Source organism: Streptomyces sp. CB02414 (genome assembly GCF_001905385.1).
Lineage (GTDB): Bacteria > Actinomycetota > Actinomycetes > Streptomycetales > Streptomycetaceae > Streptomyces.
The window spans coordinates 42420-64954 of sequence record NZ_LIPF01000006.1; the positions used below are offsets into that span (position 1 = coordinate 42420).

The 22535-nt window shown below is 71.8% G+C and carries 21 protein-coding genes; 9 read left to right on the forward strand and 12 right to left on the reverse strand.

The window, feature by feature from the left end; all coding sequences use genetic code 11:
- Positions 1-13 precede the first annotated feature (13 nt).
- Positions 14-1516, forward strand: a complete 1503-nt coding sequence (locus tag AMK11_RS20035; RefSeq protein WP_241847020.1) for an LCP family protein — start codon at positions 14-16, stop codon at positions 1514-1516.
- Positions 1517-1528: 12 nt separating this feature from the next.
- Here AMK11_RS20035 and AMK11_RS20040 read toward each other — a convergent pair whose 3' ends face one another.
- Entirely contained in the window at positions 1529-2812 is a 1284-nt protein-coding gene (locus tag AMK11_RS20040) for an LCP family protein (protein ID WP_198941417.1), read from the reverse strand.
- A 119-nt stretch (positions 2813-2931) separates the two neighbouring features.
- Here AMK11_RS20040 and AMK11_RS20045 point away from each other — a divergent pair, with 119 nt between their 5' ends.
- A complete protein-coding gene (locus AMK11_RS20045; protein ID WP_073729150.1) occupies positions 2932-3498 on the forward strand; it encodes an acyl-CoA thioesterase in 567 nt (188 codons plus the stop codon).
- Between the two features lie 30 nt (positions 3499-3528).
- Here the strand turns inward: AMK11_RS20045 and AMK11_RS20050 are convergent, their stop codons facing one another.
- Complete coding sequence (locus AMK11_RS20050) at positions 3529-4686, reverse strand: acyl-CoA dehydrogenase (protein WP_073729152.1); 1158 nt, start codon at positions 4684-4686, stop codon at positions 3529-3531.
- Positions 4687-4867: 181 nt separating this feature from the next.
- Between AMK11_RS20050 and AMK11_RS20055 the strand changes: the two genes are divergently transcribed.
- Entirely contained in the window at positions 4868-6211 is a 1344-nt protein-coding gene (locus tag AMK11_RS20055; protein ID WP_073729154.1) for a UDP-glucose dehydrogenase family protein, read from the forward strand.
- 107 nt (positions 6212-6318) lie between these two features.
- Here AMK11_RS20055 and AMK11_RS20060 read toward each other — a convergent pair whose 3' ends face one another.
- The gene (locus AMK11_RS20060) at positions 6319-6825 is read right to left on the reverse strand and encodes a CGNR zinc finger domain-containing protein (protein WP_073729156.1); all 507 of its coding nucleotides are present in this window, start codon (positions 6823-6825) and stop codon (positions 6319-6321) included.
- A gap of 97 nt (positions 6826-6922) precedes the next feature.
- Between AMK11_RS20060 and AMK11_RS20065 the strand changes: the two genes are divergently transcribed.
- Together AMK11_RS20065 and AMK11_RS20070 are read left to right on the forward strand one after the other, a co-directional pair.
- A complete protein-coding gene (locus tag AMK11_RS20065; protein WP_073729158.1) occupies positions 6923-7294 on the forward strand; it encodes a VOC family protein in 372 nt (123 codons plus the stop codon).
- A gap of 34 nt (positions 7295-7328) precedes the next feature.
- Positions 7329-7721, forward strand: coding sequence for a VOC family protein (locus AMK11_RS20070; RefSeq protein WP_073729160.1), 393 nt, complete (start codon positions 7329-7331; stop codon positions 7719-7721).
- Between the two features lie 13 nt (positions 7722-7734).
- Here the strand turns inward: AMK11_RS20070 and AMK11_RS20075 are convergent, their stop codons facing one another.
- The 4 genes from AMK11_RS20075 to AMK11_RS20090 form a co-directional block, all read right to left on the reverse strand.
- Positions 7735-8865, reverse strand: coding sequence for a dipeptidase (locus AMK11_RS20075; RefSeq protein ID WP_073729162.1), 1131 nt, complete (start codon positions 8863-8865; stop codon positions 7735-7737).
- Between the two features lie 143 nt (positions 8866-9008).
- Entirely contained in the window at positions 9009-10187 is a 1179-nt protein-coding gene (locus AMK11_RS20080) for a dipeptidase (RefSeq protein WP_073729164.1), read from the reverse strand.
- A gap of 5 nt (positions 10188-10192) precedes the next feature.
- Entirely contained in the window at positions 10193-10735 is a 543-nt protein-coding gene (gene purE / locus AMK11_RS20085) for a 5-(carboxyamino)imidazole ribonucleotide mutase (RefSeq protein WP_073729166.1), read from the reverse strand.
- Positions 10732-11928: a 5-(carboxyamino)imidazole ribonucleotide synthase gene (locus tag AMK11_RS20090; RefSeq protein WP_073729168.1), complete on the reverse strand. Its 1197-nt coding sequence runs from the start codon at positions 11926-11928 to the stop codon at positions 10732-10734. The genes purE and AMK11_RS20090 overlap by 4 nt, the downstream gene beginning before the upstream one ends.
- Positions 11929-12062: 134 nt before the next feature.
- Here AMK11_RS20090 and AMK11_RS20095 point away from each other — a divergent pair, with 134 nt between their 5' ends.
- On the forward strand, positions 12063-12635 hold the full coding sequence (locus AMK11_RS20095) for a GtrA family protein (protein ID WP_073729170.1): 573 nt from the start codon (positions 12063-12065) through the stop codon (positions 12633-12635).
- A 41-nt stretch (positions 12636-12676) separates the two neighbouring features.
- On the opposite strand, the gene draK is transcribed toward AMK11_RS20095, so the two are convergent.
- Positions 12677-13951, reverse strand: a complete 1275-nt coding sequence (gene draK / locus AMK11_RS20100; RefSeq protein WP_073729172.1) for a two-component system sensor histidine kinase DraK — start codon at positions 13949-13951, stop codon at positions 12677-12679.
- A 31-nt stretch (positions 13952-13982) separates the two neighbouring features.
- On the reverse strand, positions 13983-14660 hold the full coding sequence (locus AMK11_RS20105; protein WP_073729174.1) for a response regulator transcription factor: 678 nt from the start codon (positions 14658-14660) through the stop codon (positions 13983-13985).
- Between the two features lie 539 nt (positions 14661-15199).
- Between AMK11_RS20105 and AMK11_RS20110 the strand changes: the two genes are divergently transcribed.
- Positions 15200-16696 (forward strand): oligopeptide:H+ symporter, encoded by a 1497-nt coding sequence (locus AMK11_RS20110; RefSeq protein ID WP_073729176.1) that lies wholly within the window; start codon positions 15200-15202, stop codon positions 16694-16696.
- Between the two features lie 469 nt (positions 16697-17165).
- Here the strand turns inward: AMK11_RS20110 and AMK11_RS20115 are convergent, their stop codons facing one another.
- Together AMK11_RS20115 and AMK11_RS20120 are read right to left on the reverse strand one after the other, a co-directional pair.
- The gene (locus tag AMK11_RS20115) at positions 17166-17732 is read right to left on the reverse strand and encodes an ATP-binding protein (protein WP_073729178.1); all 567 of its coding nucleotides are present in this window, start codon (positions 17730-17732) and stop codon (positions 17166-17168) included.
- A gap of 189 nt (positions 17733-17921) precedes the next feature.
- Positions 17922-18299, reverse strand: a complete 378-nt coding sequence (locus AMK11_RS20120; RefSeq protein WP_073729180.1) for an STAS domain-containing protein — start codon at positions 18297-18299, stop codon at positions 17922-17924.
- A 240-nt stretch (positions 18300-18539) separates the two neighbouring features.
- On the opposite strand from AMK11_RS20120, the gene AMK11_RS20125 reads away from it, so the two are divergent.
- Together AMK11_RS20125 and AMK11_RS20130 are read left to right on the forward strand one after the other, a co-directional pair.
- The gene (locus AMK11_RS20125) at positions 18540-19469 is read left to right on the forward strand and encodes an RNA polymerase sigma factor SigF (protein ID WP_073729182.1); all 930 of its coding nucleotides are present in this window, start codon (positions 18540-18542) and stop codon (positions 19467-19469) included.
- 251 nt (positions 19470-19720) lie between these two features.
- Complete coding sequence (locus AMK11_RS20130) at positions 19721-21283, forward strand: RICIN domain-containing protein (RefSeq protein WP_073729184.1); 1563 nt, start codon at positions 19721-19723, stop codon at positions 21281-21283.
- Positions 21284-21323: 40 nt separating this feature from the next.
- On the opposite strand, the gene hutI is transcribed toward AMK11_RS20130, so the two are convergent.
- On the reverse strand, positions 21324-22499 hold the full coding sequence (gene hutI / locus AMK11_RS20135) for an imidazolonepropionase (RefSeq protein ID WP_073729186.1): 1176 nt from the start codon (positions 22497-22499) through the stop codon (positions 21324-21326).
- Between the last annotated feature and the right edge of the window lie 36 nt (positions 22500-22535).

The window sequence follows — 22535 nt, forward strand, 5'->3', positions numbered from 1 at the left end:
CGGAGGTGTCACCTTGCCCACGCCGCCCCGCTCCCCCCGGGTCCCGGCCGCCACGTCCCGGGGCGTCCCGCCGCCGCAGCGCGGAGCCTCCGGGCGCCCGCCCCGGCCCCCCGTACGGCGGAAGCGGCCGCGCTGGGCCATGCGGGCGGTGACCGCGCTGTCGGTGGTGGTGCTCGCCTCGGCCGGGATCGGGCACGCGGTGCTCTCCGGCCTGGACTCGGACATCACGCGGGTCGACGCCTTCAAGGACATGAAGAACCGGCCCCGGGCCGGCGACGGCATGAACGTCCTGCTGGTCGGCACCGACGGCCGCGACCGGATCAGCGAGGAGCAGCGCCAGAAGTACCGGCTGGGCGGCGCCCCCTGCCACTGCACCGACACGATCATGATCGTGCACATCTCGGAGGACCGGGAGCGCGCCAGCGTGGTCAGCCTGCCGCGCGACTCCTACGCCGAGACACCCGACCACACCGACCGCACCACCGGCGAGCAGCACAAGGGGCACCCGGTGAAGCTGAACGCCGCCTACGCCGAGGGCGGCCCGCAGCTGACCATCCGCACGGTCGAGAAGATGACCCGGGTGAAGATCGATCACTACCTGGAGGTCGACTTCACCAGCTTCATGAAGACCGTGGACGTACTCGGCGGCGTGCGAATCTGCACCGCCGAGCCGCTCAAGGACAGCCACACCGGACTCGATCTGCCGGCCGGCACGCACACGCTGATGGGCGGGCAGGCACTGCAGTACGTCCGCGCCCGGCACCTCGACGGTGCCTCCGACCTGAGCCGCATGAAGCGCCAGCAGCGTTTCCTGGCCGCCCTGATCGACCGGGCGACGTCCTCGGGGCTGCTGCTGAACCCGCTGAAGTTCCGGGACGTCACCCAGGCGGTGCTGGGCTCGGTGCGGGCCGACAAGGGCTTCGGCACCGACGAGATGCTGGCACTGGGGCGGGCGATGCGGAACTTCTCGCCCTCCTCCTCCGAGTTCACCACCGTGCCGATCGGGCAGATGGGCTACGCCGTCAAGGGCGTCGGCTCGACCCTGAAGTGGGACCCCGCCGAGTCCGAGCGGATCTTCGACGCCCTGCGCGAGGACGAGCCGCTGGCCGCGCCCAAGCCGAAGCCGAAGGGCCCGGCGCCGGTCCGGGTCCCGGTGGACCCGAAGCAGATCCGGGTCCAGGTGGAGAACGGCACCCGCACCCCGGGGCTCGGCAGGCGGGTGGACGACGCGCTGGCCGCGACCGGCTTCCGCACCACCAAGGCGCCCCGGAACGCCACCGACCGCGCGGTCGAGCGGACCGTCGTCGCCTTCGACCCCCGCTGGGACCGCTCGGCGAAGTCACTGGCCGCCGCGCTGCCCGGCAGCGAGCTGCGGCCGGTCAAGGGCCAGGGCCCGACGCTGAAGGTGATCGCGGGCGCCGGCTTCGAGGAGGTCGTGAAGGTGAAGCCGGCGGACCCGCCGCGGGAGCCGGGCACGGTGGTGCGGGGCGACGAGGTGGTCTGCGGGAAGCAGTGACCGGTGGCGGGCTCAGTTGCCCGTCACGGTGACCTTCTCGTCGTTCTTCAGCTGCTCGACCAGCTTCTTCACCTTGGCGTCGTCCCACTTCAGGTTTCCGCCGACGCTGCCCGAGACGGGCATGTTCATCGACGTGCCGTCGCCGCCGCTGACGCTCTTCATCGCCCAGAACATGCTCGCCAGGTCGAACAGGCCCATCTCCTTGTCGACGATCAGGGAGTCCAGGCCGGCGCCCATCGTCGGGTACAGCTTGAAGGGGTTCAGCACGGTCGACGGGGTGGCCACCTGGTTGGCCAGCGCCGACAGGAACTTCTGCTGGTTCTTGGTGCGGTCCAGGTCGGAACCGGCCAGCGCGTACCGGGTGCGGACGAAGGCCAGGGCCTCCTCGCCGTTCAGGGTCTGCTTGCCCTTCTGGAAGTCGGCGCCGGACTTCGGGTCCTTGATGTCCTGCGGGATGTCCATCTCGACGCCGCCGACCGAGTCCACGATGTTCGCGAAGCCGGCGAAGCCGATCTCGACGTAGTGGTCCAGGCGCAGCCCGGTGTTGTGCTCGATGGTGCGCACCAGCAGCTCGGGGCCGTCCTCCGCGTACGCGGCGTTCAGCTTCACGTGCCGGCCGGTGCCCTCGTACTTCTTGCCGGACTCGGAGCCGACGAAGCTCGGGATCTCGACGTCCGAGTCACGGGGCAGGGAGATCAGCGTCGACCCGTTGTCCCCGGTGTGCAGGATCATCATCGAGTCGGTGCGCTTGCCCTCGGCGGAACCGGTGTGCAGGTCCTTCTTCTGCTCGTCGGTCATGCCCTCGCGGCTGTCGGAGCCGACGATCAGGTAGTTGGTGCCCTCGCCGGCCTCGGGCCGCTCGATGACCTTGGAGAGGTCGACCTCGCGGTTGAGCTTGGAGTCGGCCCAGAAGTAGGTGCCTACGGTGGTCACGACCAGCGCGGTCACCACGGTGATCGCCGTCCACTTGATCCGCCGCCGCCAGTCCGGCGCGGGCCGCCCCTGGCCCTGGCGCGGGCCCGGGCCCGCGGGACCCCGGCCGCCGGGGCTGCCGTAGACCTGACCCGTGTTGTAGCCGCTGTCGTAGCCCCCGTGGCCCTGTCCGTCGACGTACGACGGCTGCTGCGGCACCCCGGCGCCGTACGGCGGGGCCGACGGGCCCGGGCCGGACGGCGGCGGCGCGCCGCGACGGACCTGACGCATCACACGGGCGCTCTCGGGCCGCGCGCTCGCGCTGCCGCGTCCGTACCCGCCGCCGCGGTTGTCACCGGACCATCCCTCGGGCCAATCATTCATGCGCACCAGTGTGCAGGTCCGCCCTGAGCGCCATACAAGGGTCGTCGGAAAATAGGGGCGGCGCTGTTGCGAAGCTGACACAAATTACGCGCCTGTCGTCCCGGCATAAGGTGGAGGCCATGACAGACCAGGCAGAACAGGCCTCGGCCGCGCAGTCGGCGACTCCGGAGATCCCGGGCAAGCCGACCTCGGCATCCCGCACCACCCTGAGCCACATCATGACCCACAGCGACACCAACCTCCTGGGCACCGTGCACGGCGGGGTGATCATGAAGCTGGTGGACGACGCGGCGGGCGCCGTGGCCGGACGGCACTCCGGCGGACCCGCCGTCACCGCGTCCATGGACGAGATGGCGTTCCTCGAACCGGTCCGCGTCGGCGACCTCGTCCATGTGAAGGCCCAGGTCAACTGGACCGGCCGCTCCTCCATGGAGGTCGGTGTGCGGGTCATGGCCGAACGCTGGAACGAGTCCACGCCCGCCACCCAGGTCGGCTCGGCCTACCTGGTCTTCGCCGCCGTGGACGCCGACGGCAAGCCCCGCACGGTCCCGCCGGTCCACCCCGAGACCGAGAAGGACAAGCGCCGCTACCAGGAGGCCCAGATCCGCCGCACCCACCGCCTGGCCCGCCGCCGCGCGATCATGGAACTGCGGGAGCGGCGGGTGGCGGAGGGGTACGAGGACTGAGCCCCCGGACGTGCCGGCGCGCGGTGCCGATTACGGCAGGTTGCGCGCCATCACGATCCGCTGGACCTGGTTGGTGCCCTCGTAGATCTGCGTGATCTTCGCGTCGCGCATCATGCGCTCCACCGGGTAGTCACGGGTGTAGCCGTAGCCGCCGAGGAGCTGGACGGCGTCCGTGGTGACCTCCATGGCCACGTCGGAGGCGAAGCACTTGGCGGCGGCGCCCTGGAAGGTGAGGTCGCTGTCGCCGCGCTGCGACTTGGCGGCGGCGGCGTACGTCAGCTGGCGGGCGGCCTCGATCTTCATGGCCATGTCGGCGAGCATGAACTGGATGCCCTGGAAGTCGGCGATCGGCTTGCCGAACTGCTTGCGCTCCTGGACGTAGCCCTTGGCGTAGTCGAGGGCGCCCTGGGCGATGCCGAGGGCCTGGGCGGCGATGGTGATGCGGGTGTGGTCCAGGGTCTTCATGGCCGTCGCGAAGCCGGTGCCCTCCGCGCCGATCATGCGGTCGGCGGGGATGCGGACGTTGTCGAGGTAGACCTCGCGGGTCGGGGAGCCCTTGATGCCGAGCTTCTTCTCCGGGGCGCCGAAGGAGACGCCCTCGTCGGACTTCTCGACGACGAAGGCGGAGATGCCCTTGGAGCGCTTGGTGGGGTCGGTGACGGCCATCACCGTGTAGTACTCGGACTCGCCCGCGTTGGTGATCCAGCGCTTGACGCCGTTGAGGACCCAGAAGTCGCCGTCGCGGACGGCCTTGGTCTTCATGCCGGCCGCGTCGGAGCCGGCATCGGGCTCGGAGAGGCAGTAGGAGAACATGCCGTCACCCTTGGCGAGCGGGGTCATGTACTTCTTCTTCAGCTCCTCGGAGCCGGAGAGGATCACCGGGAGGGAGCCGAGCTTGTTCACGGCCGGAATGAGGGAGGACGACGCGCAGACGCGGGCGACCTCCTCGATCACGATCACCGTGGCGAGCGCGTCGGCGCCCGCGCCGCCGTACTCCTCGGGGACGTGGACCGCGTGGAGGTCGTTCGCGGTCAGCGCGTCCAGCGCCTCCTGCGGGAAGCGGGCCTCCTCGTCCACCGCGGCGGCGTACGGCGCGATCTTCGCCTCGGCCAGGGAGCGGACGGCGTCGCGGAGCATGTCGTGCTCCTCGGACGGGCGGTACAGGTCGAAGTCAGCCGATCCGGCCAAGGTCTCTCACGCTCCAAAACGCTGTGATGCTGGGCACGCTAACTACCGTTAAGTAACCCAAATTTTAGAGCCCTGCCCCGGTTCGTGGATAGGTGAGCTTGACGACAGCCGGGGCGCGAGGCTTGCTCCGCGCCCCGGATATGCTCGGGCGCGCACCCCACGCCGTACGTCTGGAGCACTCATGGCCCTCAAGATCACCGTGATCGGCACCGGTTATCTCGGCGCCACCCATGCGGCGGCCATGGCCGAGCTCGGTTTCGAGGTGCTGGGGCTGGACGTGGTGCCGGAGAAGATCGAGATGCTCCAGCGGGGCGCGGTCCCGATGTACGAACCGGGGCTGGAGGAGCTGCTGGGCAAGCACGTCGCCGGGATCGAGGGGTCCAGCGGGCGGCTGCGCTTCACCACCGACTTCGCCGAGGTCGCGGCCTTCGGCGACGTGCACTTCCTGTGTGTGAACACGCCGCAGAAGCACGGCGAGTACGCCTGTGACATGTCGTACGTCGAATCCGCGCTGGCCTCGCTGGCCCCGCACCTGACCGGCCCCGCGCTCGTCGTCGGCAAGTCGACCGTGCCCGTGGGCTCCGCCGACCGGCTGGCCGCCTACCTCGCCGCGCACGCCCCGGCCGGTGACGAGGCCGAGCTGGCCTGGAACCCGGAGTTCCTGCGCGAGGGCTTCGCCGTGAAGGACACGCTGCACCCGGACCGGATCGTGGTCGGCGTGCGCAGCGAGCGGGCGGAGAAGCTGCTGCGCGAGGTGTACGCGACGCCGGTGTCGGAGGGCTCGCCCTTCGTCGTCACCGACTTCCCGACGGCCGAGCTGGTGAAGACCTCCGCGAACTCCTTCCTCGCCACCAAGATCTCCTTCATCAACGCGATGGCGGAGGTGTGCGAGGCCGCCGACGGCGACGTCGCGAAGCTGGCGGAGGCCATCGGGTACGACGACCGGATCGGGAAGAAGTTCCTGCGGGCCGGGATCGGCTTCGGCGGCGGCTGTCTGCCCAAGGACATCCGGGCGTTCATGGCGCGCGCCGGTGAGCTGGGCGCCGACCAGGCGCTGACCTTCCTGCGCGAGATCGACTCGATCAACATGCGCCAGCGCGGCCAGATGGTGGAGCTGACCCGGCAGGCGCTGGGCGGCGGCCCGTTCCTGGGCAAGCGGGTCGCGGTGCTCGGCGCCACCTTCAAGCCCGACTCGGACGACGTCCGGGACTCCCCCGCGCTGAACGTCGCCGGGCAGGTACATCTCCAGGGCGCCCAGGTCACGGTGTACGACCCGAAGGGCATGGACAACGCCCGGCGGCTGTTCCCGACGCTCGGCTACGCCGACTCCGCGCTGGAGGCGGTGCGGGGCGCCGATGTCGTCCTGCACCTCACCGAGTGGCGGGAGTTCCGCGAGCTGGACCCGGAGGCGCTGGGCGAGGCCGTGGCGGCCCGGGTGCTCCTGGACGGGCGCAACGCCCTGGACCCGGTGGCCTGGCGCAAGGCCGGGTGGACGTTCCGGGCGATGGGCCGTCCGACGGCCTAGACGCCTGAAGGACGACGCCGGTTCGGCCGAGGCTCAGTCGGCCGAACCGGCGTCGTCCGCATTCTGCCCCAGGGGGCGGCCCCGCGGCCGGTGAACCGCCTCGTTGCTCACGTCCCCCTGGCCCGGTACCGGCGCATCTTGGCGCGGGCCCCGCACACCTGCATCGAGCACCAGCGGCCACGGCCGGCCGGGCTGCGGTCGTAGTACGCCCAGTGGCAGTCGACGGCCTCGCACGCCTTGAGCCGGGTCCACGTGCCCGCGACCAGCGCCTCGGCGACGGCGGCGGCGACGCGGGCGGTCAGGGAGCCGTCCCGGGCCGCGGCGAGGGCGGCGGTACCGTCGGCCGGGTCGACGGTCACCACCAGCGGGGCGGCGGCCAGCAGCTCGCCGAGCGGGGTCACCGCGCGGTGCGGCGGGTGGCCGGCGTGGGCGAGCAGGGCCGCGCGCAGGGACTCGCGCAGCTCCCGTGCCCCGGGCACGTCGTCCTCGGTGAGACCGAGACGCGCCCGGCCCTCCGGTGTGTCCAGCGAGTCGGCGCCGGTCTCGAGGTCGATCGTGTTCACCAGCTTCTCGACCAGATCCAAGCCCCCTGGTGCGGGCGATCTGTCACTCATGCTTGCGACGTTACCTTCAATACGGCAGCATGCAGTAACCGTTACCGGTTACCCGCAGAGTGCTGGTAACCGCATCGCGGACTTCAAGGAGGAAGTCATGGCTGTCGCCGAACTGGGCGTCGTCGTCCTGGACTGTCCCGACCCCCACGCCCTGGCCCGCTTCTACGCCGACGTCCTCGGCGGCACCGTCGAGGACAAGAGCGACGGCCAGGACGCGTGGGTCGACCTGAACCTGCCCGGCGGGCGGACGCTGGCCTTCCAGGGCGCCCCCGAGTACGTACCGCCGAAGTGGCCCGGCCCCGACGGGGCGCAGCAGTTCCACCTCGACCTCGACGTGAAGGACCTGGACGCGGCGGAGAAGGCCGTGCTGGGGCTGGGCGCGAGGCCGTTGGACGCGGAGGACCGCTCCCGCTCCTTCCGGGTTTACGCGGACCCGGCCGGGCACCCGTTCTGCCTCTGCGCCTGCTGAACACACCCCTGTCGTCCACTTCGGGAGGGCCCCCATGGCACCCGCGGCACATTTCCGTTCCGTCGTCGTCGACTGCACCGAGCCGGCCGAGCTGGCCCGTTTCTACGCGCAGGTCGGCGGCGGCACACCCGACGAGCGGGACCCCGACTGGGTGGTGCTCCAGATGCCGGGCGGGCCGCGGCTGTCGTTCCAGCGGGTGGCGGAGCTCACCCCTCCGGAGTGGCCGCGTTCCGACCGCAACGCCCAGCAGCTCCACCTGGACTTCGACGGCGGGGCGACCTGGGAGGAGATGGACGCGGCGCACGAGAAGGTGCTCGCGCTCGGCGCCCGGCCCCTCGACCTGGAGGACCGGGAGAAGAAGGGCTTCATGGTGTACGCCGATCCGGCGGGGCATCCGTTCTGCCTGTGCCGGATCGAGCACACCTGAGCCCGCGGGCGACTCAGCCGTCGAGGTCGGCGATCGTCGCCGTCGACGGCTCCCGGCGCAGCTGGGCCGCGCGGGCGGTGAAGGCCGCACCGCGCAGCACCCGCTGGACGTTGCCCCAGGTCAGCATGGCCACGTCCGCCTCGTCCCAGCCGCGGCGCAGCAGCTCGGCGATGAGCCTCGGGTAGCAGGAGGCGTCGCCCAGCTCCAGCGGGTGCGCGGTTCCGGCGTCGTAGGTGCCGGACAGGCCGACGCTCTGCGGGCCGGCCACCGAGCGGACGTGGTCGAGGTGGTCGGCGACGTCCCGGACGGTCGGGCCGGTCTGCTCGGCGGTCAGCGGCACCATGCACAGGCCCCCTGCCGCGCCCAGCTCCACCAGCAGGTCGTCGGGGAGGTTGGCGGGGTGGGGGCGCAGGGCACGGGCGGCGGAGCGGGTGCACAGGGCGGGCGCCTTGGAAACGGCGAAGGTGCGGCGGACGGTCTCGGGCGAGGCGCCGGAGAGGTCGGCGATCACCCCGAGCCGGTTCATCTCGCGGACGACCTCCTCGCCGAACCGGGTCAGCCCCGCCTCGCTCGCCCAGCTCACGCCGGTGAGGGTGAGCACGCGCACGCCGAGGGCGTGCAGGGAGCGCAGGATGCCGAGGCAGTCGCCGACGGCGGCGGCGCCCGCGGGGCCCGGCAGCACGGCGACCCGGCCGCAGTTGCGGGCGTCGATGGCCTGCCCGGCGTCGTGGGCGAGGCGCAGGCCCTCGGGGTGGGCGCGCACGACCGTCTTGATCAGGTCCAGCTGCTCCAGGGTCGCGCCGACGGCCCGGTCCCCGTCGATGGCGTCGGGCAGGTGCAGCGACCAGAACAGCGCACCTACGTGCCCCTCGCGCAGCCGCGGCACGTCGGTGTCGACGGCGGTCTCACCGAGTTCCAGGTCGTACCAGGGCAGGTGCTTGAGCGCCCAGGGCAGGCCGCTGTAGCCGTCGGCGACCGGGTGGGCGGCCAGCACCGCGTGGGCCCGGGTCAGCGGCTCGTCGCCCGGGTCGGACACGGGCGCGTAGGGCTCCGGCGGGAAGACCTCGGCGGCGGACGACACGGGCAGGTCGTCGAGCCCGGCGGCCTCGGTGCTGGTGTGCAGGTCGTCCTGGAGGTCTGCCATGGCGGGCTCCGTACGGTCGTCGTGCGTTACGGCCACCGTCGCACGGAGCGGTAAGGGCTTCCTGGTGGGTGGGGCGTTCGGGGGTACGGGCGCCCCACCCGGCCGGGAAGCGGGGCGGCCGGACCGCCCCGCTGCTCGACGGCTCAGCCGTCCAGCTGCTCGATGGTGGCGTTGGACGGCCCCCGCGTCGCCTGGAGCCCGCGGGCCACGTCCTCCGCGTCGCCCAGCACCCGGACCGCGTTCTTCCAGGTCAGCTTGGCCAGGTCGGCCCGGGACCAGCCGCGGTCGAGGAGTTCGGCGACGAGGTTCGGGTAGCCCGAGACGTCGTCGAGGCCGTCCGGGGTGAAGGGCGTGCCGTCGTAGTCGCCGCCGATGCCGAGGTGGTCGACGCCGGCGACCTCCCGCATGTGGTCGAGGTGGTCGGCGACCGTGGACACGGTGGCGACGGGGCGCGGGACGCGCTCCTCGAAGGCGGCGTGGACCTTCATCGCCTCGGGGCTGCTGTCCAGGTGGTGGAAGCCGTGCGCGCGCATGTTGTCGTCGGCCTCGGCCGTCCAGTCGACGGCGGCCTGGAGCACGAACTTCGGCACGAACGTCACCATCGCCACGCCGCCGTTGGCGGGCAGCCGCTCCAGCACGTCGTCCGGGATGTTGCGCGGGTGGTCGCAGACGGCCCGGGAGGAGGAGTGGGAGAAGATCACCGGCGCGGTCGAGGTGTCCAGCGCGTCGCGCATCGTCGTCGCCGCCACGTGCGAGAGGTCGACGAGCATGCCCTCGCGGTTCATCTCCCGCACGACCTCACGGCCGAAGGCCGACAGGCCGCCGACGCCGGGCTCGTCGGTCGCCGAGTCCGCCCACGCCACGTTGTCGTTGTGGGTGAGCGTCATGTAGCGCACGCCGAGCGCGTAGAGGGCGCGCAGGGTGGCCAGCGAGTTGTCGATGGAGTGGCCGCCCTCGGCGCCCATGAGGGAGGCGATACGGCCCTGGGTGCGCGCCGCCTCCATGTCGGCGGCGCTCAGCGCGGCCCGCAGCTCCCCCGGGTGCCGGTCGATGAGCCGCCGTACGCAGTCGATCTGCTCCAGCGTCGCCGTCACCGCGCCGGGCAGGTCCGAGCGGACGTACACCGACCAGTACTGCGCGCCGACGCCGCCGGACCGCAGCCGGGCCAGGTCGGTGTGCAGGTGGGCGGACTGGTCGGCGGCGATGTCGCGGGCGTCGAGGTCGTAGCGGACCTGCTCGCGCAGCGCCCAGGGCAGGTCGTTGTGGCCGTCGACGACGGGGAACTCGCGCAGCAGCTCCCGGGCCTGGTCCAGGGACGTCATCCGGTTCACTTCCCGAAACCGAAGCCGGCGGCCGAGCCCGCGACCTTGTTGCGCAGCCGCTTGCCCTTCTCGGTGGCCTGGTCGTTGAGCTCCTGCTGGAACTCGCGCATCCGGCCGAGCAGCTCCTCGTCGTGCGCGGCGAGGATGCGGGCGGCCAGCAGACCGGCGTTGCGGGCGCCGCCGACCGAGACGGTCGCGACCGGCACGCCGGCCGGCATCTGCACGATGGACAGGAGGCTGTCCATGCCGTCCAGGTACTTCAGCGGCACCGGCACGCCGATGACCGGCAGCGGGGTGACGGAGGCGAGCATGCCGGGCAGGTGGGCGGCACCGCCCGCGCCCGCGATGATCGCCTTCAGTCCGCGGCCGGCCGCCTGCTCGCCGTACGCGATCATCTCGTGCGGCATGCGGTGCGCGGACACGACGTCGACCTCGTAGGGGATCTCGAACTCGTCGAGGGCCTTGGCGGCGGCCTCCATGACGGGCCAGTCGGAGTCCGACCCCATGACGATGCCTACGACCGGGCTGACCGGGCTGGCCTGGCTCATTCGGTGATCGTCCCTCTCAGGTAGCCGGCAGCGTGACGGGCGCGCTCCAGCACGTCGTCGAGGTCGTCGCCGTAAGTGTTGACGTGGCCGACCTTGCGGCCGGGCTTCACGTCCTTGCCGTACATGTGGATCTTGAGCTGCGGGTCGCGGGCCATGCAGTGCAGGTACGCGGAGTACATGTCCGGGAAGTCGCCGCCGAGGACGTTGACCATCACCGTCCACCTGGCGCGCGGGCGCGGGTCGCCGAGCGGGAGGTCGAGGACGGCGCGGACGTGGTTGGCGAACTGCGAGGTGATCGCGCCGTCCATCGACCAGTGGCCGGAGTTGTGCGGGCGCATCGCCAGTTCGTTGACGAGGATGCGGCCGTCGCGGGTCTGGAACAGCTCGACGGCCAGGTGACCGACGACGTCCAGTTCCTTGGCGATGCTGAGCGCCATCTCCTCGGCCCGCAGGGCGAGGTCATCGCCGAGGTCGGGGGCGGGCGCGATCACCGTGTCGCAGACGCCCTTGACCTGCTGGGACTCGACGACGGGGTACGCCACCGCCTGTCCGTGCGGGGAGCGGACCACGTTGGCGGCGAGCTCGCGGACGAAGTCCACCTTCTCCTCCGCCAGCACGGGCACCCCGGCGCGGAAGGGCTCGGCGGCCTCCTCCGCGGAGTCCACGACCCACACGCCCTTGCCGTCGTACCCGCCGCGGACCGTCTTGAGCACGACGGGGAATCCGTCGCCCTCGACGGCGCCCTCGGGGACGCCTTCCGCCGCGAAGGCGGCCACGTCGGCCGGATCGCGCACGATCCGGTGCCGCGGGCAGGGCACACCGATCTCGACGAGCTTCGCGCGCATCACGCCCTTGTCCTGGGCGTGCACGAGCGCCTCGGGGCCGGGGCGCACGGGGATGCCGTCCGCCTCCAGGGCCTTGAGGTGCTCGGTCGGCACGTGCTCGTGATCGAAGGTGATCACGTCACAGCCGCGCGCGAACTCGCGCAACGTGTCCAGATCGCGATAGTCGCCGACGACGACTTCGTTCACGACCTGCGCCGCGGAGTCCTGGGGAGTGTCACTGAGGAGCTTGAACCTGATGCCGAGCGGGATGCCAGCCTCGTGTGTCATACGAGCGAGCTGGCCACCGCCGACCATGCCGACTACGGGGAACGTCACACCCCTAGCGTATCGGCCGCCCGGGGCCCACATGTTTACCGGCCGTTTCCCGGCCCTTCCCGCGGCCCCCGGCCCTCGCCCCGGGTCCGTCCGCAGGAAGATCGCGCGTCCGGGTGGTTAGCATGAACGGATTGACGCCTAACCGACGGACGGGGGCCTGCACGACCATGGGACATGGTTCCTCGGGTGCTCATACGGCTCCCCCGGCTGCCCCCGGACCCCGCGGCACGCTGCGGGAACGGATCGACCGGCTGGTCCGCGAGGTCGTGAAGTTCGGCGCGGTGGGCGGCGCGGGCGTGCTGGTCAACCTGCTGGTCTTCAACCTGGTGCGGCACGTGACCGACCTCGCGGTGGTGCGGGCCAGCATCATCGCGACGATCGTCGCGATCGTCTTCAACTACCTGGGCTTCCGCTACTTCACCTACCGGGACCGCGACAAGGGGCACCGTACCCGCGAGATGTCGCTGTTCCTGCTGTTCAGCGCGGTCGGGCTGGTGATCGAGAACGGCGTCCTCTACACGGCGACGTACGGCTTCGGCTGGGACAGCCCGCTGCAGAGCAACATCTTCAAGTTCCTCGGCATCGGCATCGGCACGCTGTTCCGCTTCTGGTCGTACCGGACCTGGGTCTTCCGCACGCTGCCGGCCCGGGAGCCGGTGGCGCGGGCGGAGACCTTCCTGGAGCACGAGCACCCGACGGCGGTGCGCGCCGCGGACGGCTCCCCGGCGGCCCACCGCTGAGGCTGCGTGGCCGCTGAGGGCGGCGTGACCGCTGAAAGCGGCTAGCGCACCGTGTCCTTCGAGTCCCCGGACGACTTCTTCGGCGGAGGCGTACGGGACAGGAACAGGCCGAAGACCGGGGGCCGGCCCTGGAGGAGCTCCAGCCGGCCGCCGTCCGCCTCCGCCAGGTCACGGGCCACGGCCAGGCCGATGCCCGTCGAGTTCCGCCCGCTGATCGCCCGCTCGAAGATCCGTGCCCCCAGGTCGCCCGGCACGCCCGCGCCCTCGTCGGTGACCTCGACGACCGCCTGGTTGCCGGTCACCCGGGTCCGCAGGGCCACCGTGCCGCCGCCGTGCATGAGGGAGTTCTCGATCAGCGCGGCCAGCACCTGGGCGACCGCGCCCGGGGTGCCCACGGCCGTCAGGTGCCGCTTGCCGGAGCTGACGATCGCCCGGCCCTCGCTGCGGTAGGCGGGGCGCCACTCGTCGATCTGCTGCTGGATGACGTCGTCCAGCTCGAAGGTGACGGCGGAGCCGCTGCGCGGGTCGCGGCTGTTCGTCAGCAGCCGGTCCACGACGTCCGTCAACCGCTCCACCTGCGACAGCGCGATCGTCGCCTCCTCCTTCACCGTCTCCGGCTCGTCGGTGAGGGTGATCTCCTCCAGCCGCATGGACAGTGCGGTCAGCGGCGTGCGCAGCTGGTGGGAGGCGTCGGCGGCCAGGCGGCGTTCGGCGGTGAGCATCCGGGCGATGCGCTCGGCGGAGGAGTCCAGCACGTCCGCGACCCGGTCCAGCTCGGGGACGCCGTAGCGCTTGTGGCGGGGGCGCGGATCGCCGGAGCCGAGGCGTTCGGCGGTCTCGGCGAGGTCGGTGAGCGGGGAGGCGAGGCGGTTGGCCTGCCGGATCGCCAGCAGCACCGCCGCGACCACCGCGAGCAGTGCCACCAGCCCGATGATCAGCAGGGTCCGGCCGACCTCGCGGGTCACCGAGGAGCTGGGCTCCTCGACGAGGACCGTCTCTCCCTCCTCGCCGGTGGCCTTGCCGCGGATGACCTCGCCGGTCGGCCGGCTGCCGACCTCGATGACCGGCTCGCCGGGGATGCGGATCTCGGCGTACCGGGCGTCCCGGATCTGCTCGCGCAGGAACGCGGCGTCCACGGAGCCGGTGCCGAGCAGGCGGCTGTCCACGATGCTGGCCAGCCGCACGGCCTCCAGGTCGACCCGCTCCTGGGCGGTGCTGCTGATCGTGCGGGTCTCGACGATGACGAGCGAGACGCCGAAGACGGCGATCACGACGAGCACCACGGCGAGCGTGGACTGGATCAGTCGACGGCGCATGTCCTCTTACCCGGGCAGGCCCTGCGGGCGCTCAGTTCTTCTCGAAACGGAAACCCACGCCGCGCACGGTGGCGATGTAGCGCGGGTTGGCCGCGTCGTCCCCCAGCTTCTTGCGCAGCCAGGAGATGTGCATGTCGAGCGTCTTGGTCGACGACCACCAGGTGGTGTCCCAGACCTCGCGCATCAGCTGGTCGCGGGTGACGACCCGGCCCGCGTCGCGCACCAGGACCCGCAGCAGGTCGAACTCCTTGGCGGTGAGCTGGAGCTCCTCCTCGCCCATCCAGGCCCGGTGCGACTCGACGTCGATGCGCACGCCGTGCGTGGCGGGCGGCTGCGGGGGCTCGACGGCGCCGCGCCGCAGCAGGGCGCGGACCCGGGCGAGCAGCTCGGCGAGGCGGAAGGGCTTGGTGACGTAGTCGTCGGCGCCCGCGTCGAGACCGACGACGGTGTCCACCTCGTCGGCGCGCGCGGTCAGGATGAGGATCGGCACGGCGTGCCCCTCGGACCGCAGCCGGCGGGCGACCTCCAGCCCGTCCATGTCCGGCAGGCCGAGGTCCAGCACGACCAGGTCGATGTCGCCCCGCAGCCCGGCGTCGAGTGCGGCGGGTCCGTCCTCACGCACCTCGACCTCGTACCCTTCCCGGCGCAGTGCGCGGGCCAGCGGCTCCGAGATGGACGCGTCGTCCTCGGCGAGCAGTACACGGGTCATGAGCCGATGGTAGTCCGCCCGGAGCAGGGCCCGGGCCGTGATCGTCCCAAGGCTCCCGCGCCCGCGCCCCACCTGTGGACAAGCCGGACACCCGCCCGGCGGGCGGCCCGGCGGACCCCGCCCCGCGACCTGCGGGTGCGGGGTGCCATCCTGTGATGGACCTTCGAAAGATCGTTCGCGGTTCCAGTCTTACCTGTGATCCGCGTCTCAAGTCCTTCCATACCGGGCGGTGTCCTGCCGTATGGTGAATCAGCGCCTGTAGCACCCAGAGGACCTTTGGCGACTGTTCGACGCTGAAGGTCTCTTTTGTGTGCGGGCCGGCCCCCACGGTCGGCCTTGAAAGGAATGACCTGTGGCCGGGCCTCACCGCGTGCAGTGACGTACGCGAGGCGTGGATCCCGGTGGCCGCCGCCCACCGCTTCGCAATCCGGAGCGGATTCCCTCAGGCGTGGGACGGGCGGGGAAGGCCGCCGGTGCCGGCCGCCCCCCACCGGGCGCGCATCGCCTCATGAGCGCGTCCCGACCAGCAAGGATCGACCATGGCGTCCAGCCTGACGAAGGACTCGGTCACCCCGGGCACCCCCGGATCCGAGAAGACCTTCTTCGGCCACCCCCGCGGACTGGCCACTCTCTTCATGACCGAGATGTGGGAGCGTTTCTCCTACTACGGCATGAGGGCTCTGCTCCCGCTGTACCTGGTGGCTCCCGGTGGCCTCGGCATGAACGCCGGCACCGCGACCGCGATCTACTCGGTGTACCTCTCCCTGGTGTACCTGCTCACGATGCCGGGCGGCTGGTTCGGCGACCGCGTCTGGGGCCCCCGCAAGACCGTCGCCGTCGCCGGCGGTGTGATCATGCTCGGCCACCTCACGCTGGCGCTGCCGTCCTCCGGGACGTTCTTCGCGGGCCTCGGCCTGGTCGCCATCGGCTCGGGTCTGCTGAAGGCCAACATCTCCACGATGGTCGGCCAGCTCTACAGCGGCCCCGACGACCCGCGCCGCGACGGTGGCTTCACCGTCTTCTACATGGGCATCAACCTCGGTGCCTTCGCGGCGCCGCTGATCATCGGCACCATCGGTGAGAACGTCAACTGGCACCTGGGCTTCGCGCTCGCCGCGGTCGGCATGGGCCTGGGCGTGGTCCAGTTCCTGATCGGCAGCCGCCACCTGGCCCCGCACTCCAGCGTCGTGCCGAAGCCGCTGTCGGCGGAGGAGAAGACCTCCACGCTGCGCAAGGCCGCGTTCTGGGCCGCGCTCGCCGTCGTCTTCTACGCGATCGTCGGCTTCTCCGGCAACTACACGCTGAACTGGATCCTGGTCCCGCTGACGCTGCTCGGTGTGATCATCCCGATCCTGGTGCTGACCCGCATCAAGCGCGACAAGGAGCTGGACCGCGCCGAGCAGTCCAAGATGTCGGCGTACATCTGGTTCTTCGTCGCCGCGGCCGTCTTCTGGATGATCTACGACCAGGGCGGTTCGACCCTGGCGATCTTCGCCGACTCCTCGACCGACACCAGCGTCTTCGGCTGGGAGTTCCCGGTCTCCTGGTTCCAGTCGGTCAACCCGGTCATCATCATGGCCCTGGCCCCGGTCTTCGCCACGGTGTGGCTGGCGCTCGCCCGCCGCGGCAAGGAACCGAGCACGATCGTCAAGTTCTCCTTCGGCCTCGTCCTCGTCGGCGCGTCCTTCTTCCTCTTCCTGGCCCCGCTGGCCATCGCGGACGGCGGCCACAAGGCGGCCGCGCTGTGGCTGGTGGCGATCTACTTCGTCCAGACCTGCGGTGAGCTGATGCTCTCCCCGGTCGGCCTGTCGGTCACCACGAAGATGGCGCCGGTGAAGTACGCCTCGCAGATGATGGGCGTCTGGTTCCTGGCCGTCACCGCCGGTGACGCCACGACCGGCCTGCTCTCCATCGCCGGCGTCGACCTCAACAAGACGGGCATCGTCGCCGCGGAGGCCGCCCTGGCCGTCCTCGCCGGTGTCGCGATCTGGATGTACCGCAAGCGCGTCAAGGAACTCATGGGCGACGTCCGCTGAGGCCTGCCGGCCTGGCTGTACAGCTCCGAGATCCGAGAAGGGTCACCGCATCCCGGGTGGGTGCGGTGGCCCTTCGGGGTTTTGTGGGGGCTGTGCGGGCGGGCCCTGTTCGGTGCTCCGAGTGGGTCCGCGTGGCGGGGCCCTGGAGACCATGCGGCGGGGGTACGCAGCGAGCGGTTCGGCGGACGGAAGGACGCGGGGCGGCAGCGGGGGCGCTGGGCGGGGCGGGGGCGGTTGTGCGGATCTGGCGGGGCCAGGGCACGGGCAGGCGGGCGACGGAGCGCGAGTCCCGGAGCGGGGCCGGCGGGGCCCAGGGCAGGAGGCAAGGGCAAGGGCAAGGCTGACGGAAGCCGACGCCTCCGAGTGAGGCACGCGGGCCGAGGCAGGCGCCCTCAGCGGCCCCGGCGACGGTCACGACTTGGCCCACCGAGACGGGTGGTGGGTGGGTGGGTGGGCAAACCCCCGCGCCCTACCCCGGCGCTCCCAGCTCCGCCCACACCCGCTTGCCCGCGACCCCCGGCGTCCGCACCACACCCCAGTCCAGGCACAGCCGCTGCACGATGAACATCCCGTGCCCACCCGGACGCCCGGCCCGGTGCGGCGTACGCGGCGCGGGCTGTCCGGTCCCCCGGTCGGAGACCTCCAGCCGGATCACCTTCTTCTCGCAGGTGATCGACAGTTCGTCCGGGCCCTCCGCATGGAGACACGCGTTGGTGACCAGCTCGGACACCACGAGCAGTACGTCCTCTGCGGCGGCCCGCTGGTCCGCGGTGGCGGACGGCAGCCAGCCCCAGGCGTACAGCGCCTCGCGGGTGAAGTCACGGGCCAGCGGGACGACCCCGCTCGCGTCCTCGAAGCTCAGTCTGCGGGCCTGGCGCCCGCCACCCCCGGAGGCGGAGGCAGCCGTGGGCACGGACGCCGCCCCGGGAGCCCCGGAAACCCCCGAAGAAGGCACCGGCGCGGACGCGGACGCCCCGGAAGCGCCGCTGGGCTCCGGACCGCGGTCGCCCGGCGAGTAGGGCCGGGTGGTGCTCATCAGCGCTTCACCTCACCGATTCACCAGTTCACGTTTCAAAGTCGTACGTCGTACACAGTCAGTTCAGGGAGTCTCCTGCCCGACCGGACCGTCCGAACACCCCTGTGTTCGCCACGGAACTCGGGAGGGGGTGGGCACACGCGCCCCAGGAGGCGCGCGGAACCCTCCGTCGGCCGGACAAGGAGCAGCTCAGCCGGACTGGTCGGCCAGCGCGGCCTCAAGCGTGTCATGGAGGGTGAAGACCGCCTCGGCCCCCGTGATCTCGAACACGCGAGCCACCACCGGCTGCATGGCCACCAGATGCACACCGCCCCCCGCGGCTTCCGCCTTCAGCCGCGCGCCGAGCAGGACGTTGAGTCCCGTGGAGTCGCAGAACTCCAGGCGCGAGCAGTCGACGACGAGCCGGTTGAATCCCTTGGCGAGACAGTCCTCCAGCGGCTCGCGCAACAGATCGGCGGTGTGGTGGTCCAACTCACCCGCCGGTGTCACGACGGCACTGGGGCCCTCTTCCCGTACTTCGACCAGAAGCCGGCCCGACTGGGCACTGCCGACCGTCCCGCGGTCCATGCCGTTTCTCTCTCCCGAGGTCGTGACTGCTTGCTGACGCCCTCGAACACTACGCCTTCCCACCGCACTCCGACACCCGAACAACCGCACACAAACGGACATACCCACACAGAACACACTTGCGGTGGGCTCGGTAAACCCGGTAGGGCTAGTAAGACACGTAAACCGACACGGCCGGCTTTGGAGGCGCCGCACACCGCAGTGCACGTAATTGGCTTCGGCAGCCGTATGCCGAGAACGATGGAGGACATCATGTCACCCCGGCTCGACGGATCGCGTACCCAGGAAGCGACGTCGACACTCCCTCCGGAACATCTGGATCCCATCGAGCACCACGACGCGGTCGTCGCACCCGACGACGACGCACTCGCCGGGCTTCCGGACATCCCCGCGTACGACGAGGTCGCTCCCGCCGACGCCCGGGCCCTGTCCAGGACCCTCTTCGAGCGGCTGGAGTCGCTGGAGGAAGGCACCCACGAGTACGCGTACGTACGCAACACGCTCGTCGAGCTCAACCTCGCGCTGGTCAAGTTCGCCGCCTCCCGTTTCCGCTCGCGCAGCGAGCCGATGGAGGACATCATCCAGGTCGGCACGATCGGGCTGATCAAGGCGATCGACCGCTTCGAGCTGTCGCGTGGTGTGGAGTTCCCCACGTTCGCGATGCCGACCATCATCGGCGAGATCAAGCGCTTCTTCCGTGACACCTCGTGGTCCGTGCGCGTCCCGCGCCGCCTCCAGGAGCTGCGCCTCGACCTGGCCAAGGCGGGCGACGAGCTGGCCCAGCGCCTCGACCGCGCCCCCACGGTGACGGAGCTGGCCGAGCACCTCGGCCTGTCCAAGGACGAGGTCGTCGAGGGCATGGCCGCCTCCAACGCCTACACCGCCTCCTCGCTGGACGCCCAGCCGGAGGAGGACGACGCCGAGGGCGCGCTGGCCGACCGGATCGGTTACGAGGACCACGGGCTCGAGGGCATCGAGTACGTCGAGTCGCTGAAGCCGCTGATCGCCGAGCTCCCCTCCCGGGACCGGAAGATCCTCTCCCTCCGCTTCGTCGCGGGCATGACCCAGTCGGAGATCGGCGAGGAGCTCGGCATCTCCCAGATGCACGTCTCGCGTCTGCTGTCGCGGACCCTCGTGAAGCTGCGCAAGGGGCTCACGGTCGAGGAGTAGTCCAGTAGTGGTCCAGTAATGGTCCAGTGATCCTCACCGGGTGACGCTTGCCCTCCAGGGGGGCGGTCCGAATCGGGCCGCCCCCCTTCGGGTTGTCCCCGCGGATCCGGCTCGCGGCCCCGAACCACCGCCTGTTACCCGGGGACACCTCTTTCCTCCCGGGCCTCGTTCCACCACTATGAGCACCCTCCAAACTGGCCGGTACGTCAGCACCGGCGCGGTGGTACGGCGTGGTGCGAGGAGGCGGACGGATGGCGCGGGGCGACAGGACCGACAGCGGTGACCGGGCCGGGGAGGAGGCGTACGCCGACGCATCCGACGCGCGGCTGACCGAACTGCTCCACGCCGACACACCCACCGCCTACCCGGCGCTCCGGGAACTCCGCGCGCGCCACCAGCCGTCGGTGCTCGCCTACGCCCGCCTGTGCGCGGCCGGAGACTCGGCGGCACGGCAACTGGCCGCCCGCGCCTTCACGCTGGCGGCCCGTCAGGCGGTCCGCGGCACGGACACGGGCGGGCCGTGGCGGCACCGTCTGCTGCTGCTCACCGGGGAGGTCGCGGCCGAGTGGGCGGCCGACGAGCGCTCCGCCGGACTGGACCCGGGTCTGCTCCTCGTCCTGAACACCGGGGGTTCCGGCTGCCCGGTCCCGCCCCTGCTCACGGCCTTCCGTTCGCTGCCGTCCCGCGCTCAGGGCCTGCTCTGGTACGACGTGGTGGAGCGGGAGCCCACCGACCGCACCGCCGCGCTGCTCGGCCTCGGCGGCCAGGACGTCACGTACGGCACGGCCCCCGCGCTCCAGTCACTGGCCCAGGCCTGCCTGCGGACCCGGCTGGCGACCTCCGACGACCCCCGCTGTGTGGACTTCCGGCGCCTCATCGAGGAGTCGGTACGGCCCGACAGCCCACGGGACAGCCCCGACCTGCACGCGCACATGACGCACTGTCCGCACTGCACGGCGGCCCACGAGGAGCAGCGCACCCTGCGCGACTCCCCCCGCTCCGCGCTGGCCGAGGGCCTGTTGCCGTGGGCGGGCACGGCGTACGCGGCTCGGGAGCCGGAGGCGCCGGGCGTCGGCGCCCCGCTCGCGCTGCCCGGGAGCTGGCCGCCCTCCCGCCGCTTCGCCCTGGCCTCGGCGGCCTTGGGCGTGGCCCTGGCTCCGCTGCTCTTCCTGCTGCTGTCACCGGACGACGCCCCGTCCCGACCGGCGGCGAACGCGTCGTCCCGCTCCCCGGCCGGACCGCCGCCGGTGACGGTGACGGCCACCGTCCCCGCGACGCCGTCTGCCTCCCCCACGCCCTCGCCCTCCCCGTCGGTCACCTCGGAATCGCCCTCTCCTACGCCGAGTCCTACGCCGTCGCGCACCGCGCGGCCGTCGCCGACGCCCTCCGCGCCGTCGTACCGGGCGCCGGACGGCACGTACGCCCAGGTGGTGAACGTCGCCTCGGGCCGGTGCCTGGACATCGACGGCGACCTGGAGAAGGGCACGGACGTCGTGACGGCGCCCTGCACCTCCTCCCCGACCCAGCTGTGGCGGGCCGACGCCGGGCGCGGGGTGGTCCAGTCGTACGCCGACGACGACTTCTGCCTGGACAGCCGCGGCTCCGTCGACAAGGGCGTCGGCATCTGGGAGTGCGACTCCGTCGACGGGCGGAACGGCCAGAACCTGCGGTTCGCCGTGGACGCGCGCGGGGCGATCCACCCGGGCATCGCCCCCGACCGGGCGGTGACGCCGGGCGGGGGCGATGCGGTGGTGCTCGTCGGGGCGGACTCCGGCCGGACCGACCAGCGGTGGCGGGCCGGGGCCACGCGGTGATCCGTGCCGGCGGGGATCAGACGACCCGTTCCGGAGGGGGTCAGACGACCCGTGCGCCCCGCCGCCACACGCCGCGGACCAGCGGGACGCCCGGCCGGTAGGCGAGGTGGACGTGGCTCGGGGCGTCGAGGAGGGTCAGGTCGGCGTAGGCGCCGGGGGTCAGGCGGCCGACGTCGTCCCGGCGCAGGGCCGCGGCGCCGCCCGCGGTGGCCGACCAGACCGCCTCGTCCGGCGTCATCCCCATGTCCCGCACGGCGAGGGCGATGCAGAAGGGCACGGAGGACGTGAAGGAGGAGCCCGGGTTGCAGTCGGTGGACAGCGCGACCGTGGCGCCCGCGTCGAGCAGGCGGCGGGCGTCGGGCCACTGGGCGCGGGTGGAGAACTCGGCGCCGGGCAGCAGCGTGGCGACGGTGCGGCTGCCGGCGAGGGCGTCCACGTCGGCGTCGGTGAGGTGGGTGCAGTGGTCGGCGCTGGCGGCGTCGAGTTCGACGGCGAGCTGCACTCCGGGGCCGTAGGAGAGCTGGTTGGCGTGGATGCGGGGGTGCAGGCCCTTCGCCCTGCCCGCGGTGAGGATCGCGCGGGCCTGGTCGCCGTCGAAGGCGCCCTTCTCGCAGAAGACGTCGATCCAGCGGGCGTGCGGGGCGCAGGCGTCGAGCATCTCGCCGGTGACGAGCGCGACGTAGGCGGCGGGGTCGTCGGCCAGTTCGGGCGCGACGATGTGGGCGCCGAGGAACGTCACCTCGTCGGTGTGGCGGGCGGCGACGCGCAGGGCGCGGGACTCGTCGGCGGTGGTCAGTCCGTAGCCGGACTTGGTCTCGAAGGTGGTGGTGCCCTGACGCAGGGCCTCTTCGAGGTAACGGGTGAGGCCCGCCTCCAGTTCCGCGTCGCTCGCGGCGCGGGTGGCGGCGACGGTGGTGCGGATGCCGCCGGTGCTGTAGGGGCGGCCGGACATGCGGGCGTTGAACTCCTCGGTGCGGTCGCCGCCGAAGAGAAGGTGGGAGTGGGAGTCGACGAAGCCGGGCAGGACCGTCCGGCCGCCGGCGTCGACCCGGTTGTCAGTGGCGGGTGCTTTGCTTGATTCACCGGTCCACGCGACGCGGTCGCCGTCGATGACGACGGCCGCGTCCCGGACCAGTCCGAGGGGGGAGTTGTCACCGAGGGAGGGGTCGTTGGTGACGAGTGCGGCGATGTTGGTGATGACGGTGCTGCTGCTCATGGTGTCCGTGACGTCCTCGTGGGGGCGGGAGCGGGC

What these genes read in the sequence shown, in the direction of transcription:
- AMK11_RS20040 (WP_198941417.1), bottom strand. Translation starts at nt 2,812, where the DNA reads ATGAATGATTGGCCCGAGGGATGGTCCGGTGACAACCGCGGCGGCGGG.
- AMK11_RS20045 (WP_073729150.1), top strand. Translation starts at nt 2,932, where the DNA reads ATGACAGACCAGGCAGAACAGGCCTCGGCCGCGCAGTCGGCGACTCCG.
- AMK11_RS20055 (WP_073729154.1), top strand. Translation starts at nt 4,868, where the DNA reads ATGGCCCTCAAGATCACCGTGATCGGCACCGGTTATCTCGGCGCCACC.
- AMK11_RS20060 (WP_073729156.1), bottom strand. Translation starts at nt 6,825, where the DNA reads ATGAGTGACAGATCGCCCGCACCAGGGGGCTTGGATCTGGTCGAGAAG.
- AMK11_RS20065 (WP_073729158.1), top strand. Translation starts at nt 6,923, where the DNA reads ATGGCTGTCGCCGAACTGGGCGTCGTCGTCCTGGACTGTCCCGACCCC.
- AMK11_RS20070 (WP_073729160.1), top strand. Translation starts at nt 7,329, where the DNA reads ATGGCACCCGCGGCACATTTCCGTTCCGTCGTCGTCGACTGCACCGAG.
- AMK11_RS20075 (WP_073729162.1), bottom strand. Translation starts at nt 8,865, where the DNA reads ATGGCAGACCTCCAGGACGACCTGCACACCAGCACCGAGGCCGCCGGG.
- AMK11_RS20080 (WP_073729164.1), bottom strand. Translation starts at nt 10,187, where the DNA reads ATGACGTCCCTGGACCAGGCCCGGGAGCTGCTGCGCGAGTTCCCCGTC.
- purE (WP_073729166.1), bottom strand. Translation starts at nt 10,735, where the DNA reads ATGAGCCAGGCCAGCCCGGTCAGCCCGGTCGTAGGCATCGTCATGGGG.
- AMK11_RS20090 (WP_073729168.1), bottom strand. Translation starts at nt 11,928, where the DNA reads ATGTGGGCCCCGGGCGGCCGATACGCTAGGGGTGTGACGTTCCCCGTA.
- AMK11_RS20095 (WP_073729170.1), top strand. Translation starts at nt 12,063, where the DNA reads ATGGGACATGGTTCCTCGGGTGCTCATACGGCTCCCCCGGCTGCCCCC.
- draK (WP_073729172.1), bottom strand. Translation starts at nt 13,951, where the DNA reads ATGCGCCGTCGACTGATCCAGTCCACGCTCGCCGTGGTGCTCGTCGTG.
- AMK11_RS20105 (WP_073729174.1), bottom strand. Translation starts at nt 14,660, where the DNA reads ATGACCCGTGTACTGCTCGCCGAGGACGACGCGTCCATCTCGGAGCCG.
- AMK11_RS20110 (WP_073729176.1), top strand. Translation starts at nt 15,200, where the DNA reads ATGGCGTCCAGCCTGACGAAGGACTCGGTCACCCCGGGCACCCCCGGA.
- AMK11_RS20115 (WP_073729178.1), bottom strand. Translation starts at nt 17,732, where the DNA reads ATGAGCACCACCCGGCCCTACTCGCCGGGCGACCGCGGTCCGGAGCCC.
- AMK11_RS20120 (WP_073729180.1), bottom strand. Translation starts at nt 18,299, where the DNA reads ATGGACCGCGGGACGGTCGGCAGTGCCCAGTCGGGCCGGCTTCTGGTC.
- AMK11_RS20125 (WP_073729182.1), top strand. Translation starts at nt 18,540, where the DNA reads ATGGAGGACATCATGTCACCCCGGCTCGACGGATCGCGTACCCAGGAA.
- AMK11_RS20130 (WP_073729184.1), top strand. Translation starts at nt 19,721, where the DNA reads ATGGCGCGGGGCGACAGGACCGACAGCGGTGACCGGGCCGGGGAGGAG.
- hutI (WP_073729186.1), bottom strand. Translation starts at nt 22,499, where the DNA reads ATGAGCAGCAGCACCGTCATCACCAACATCGCCGCACTCGTCACCAAC.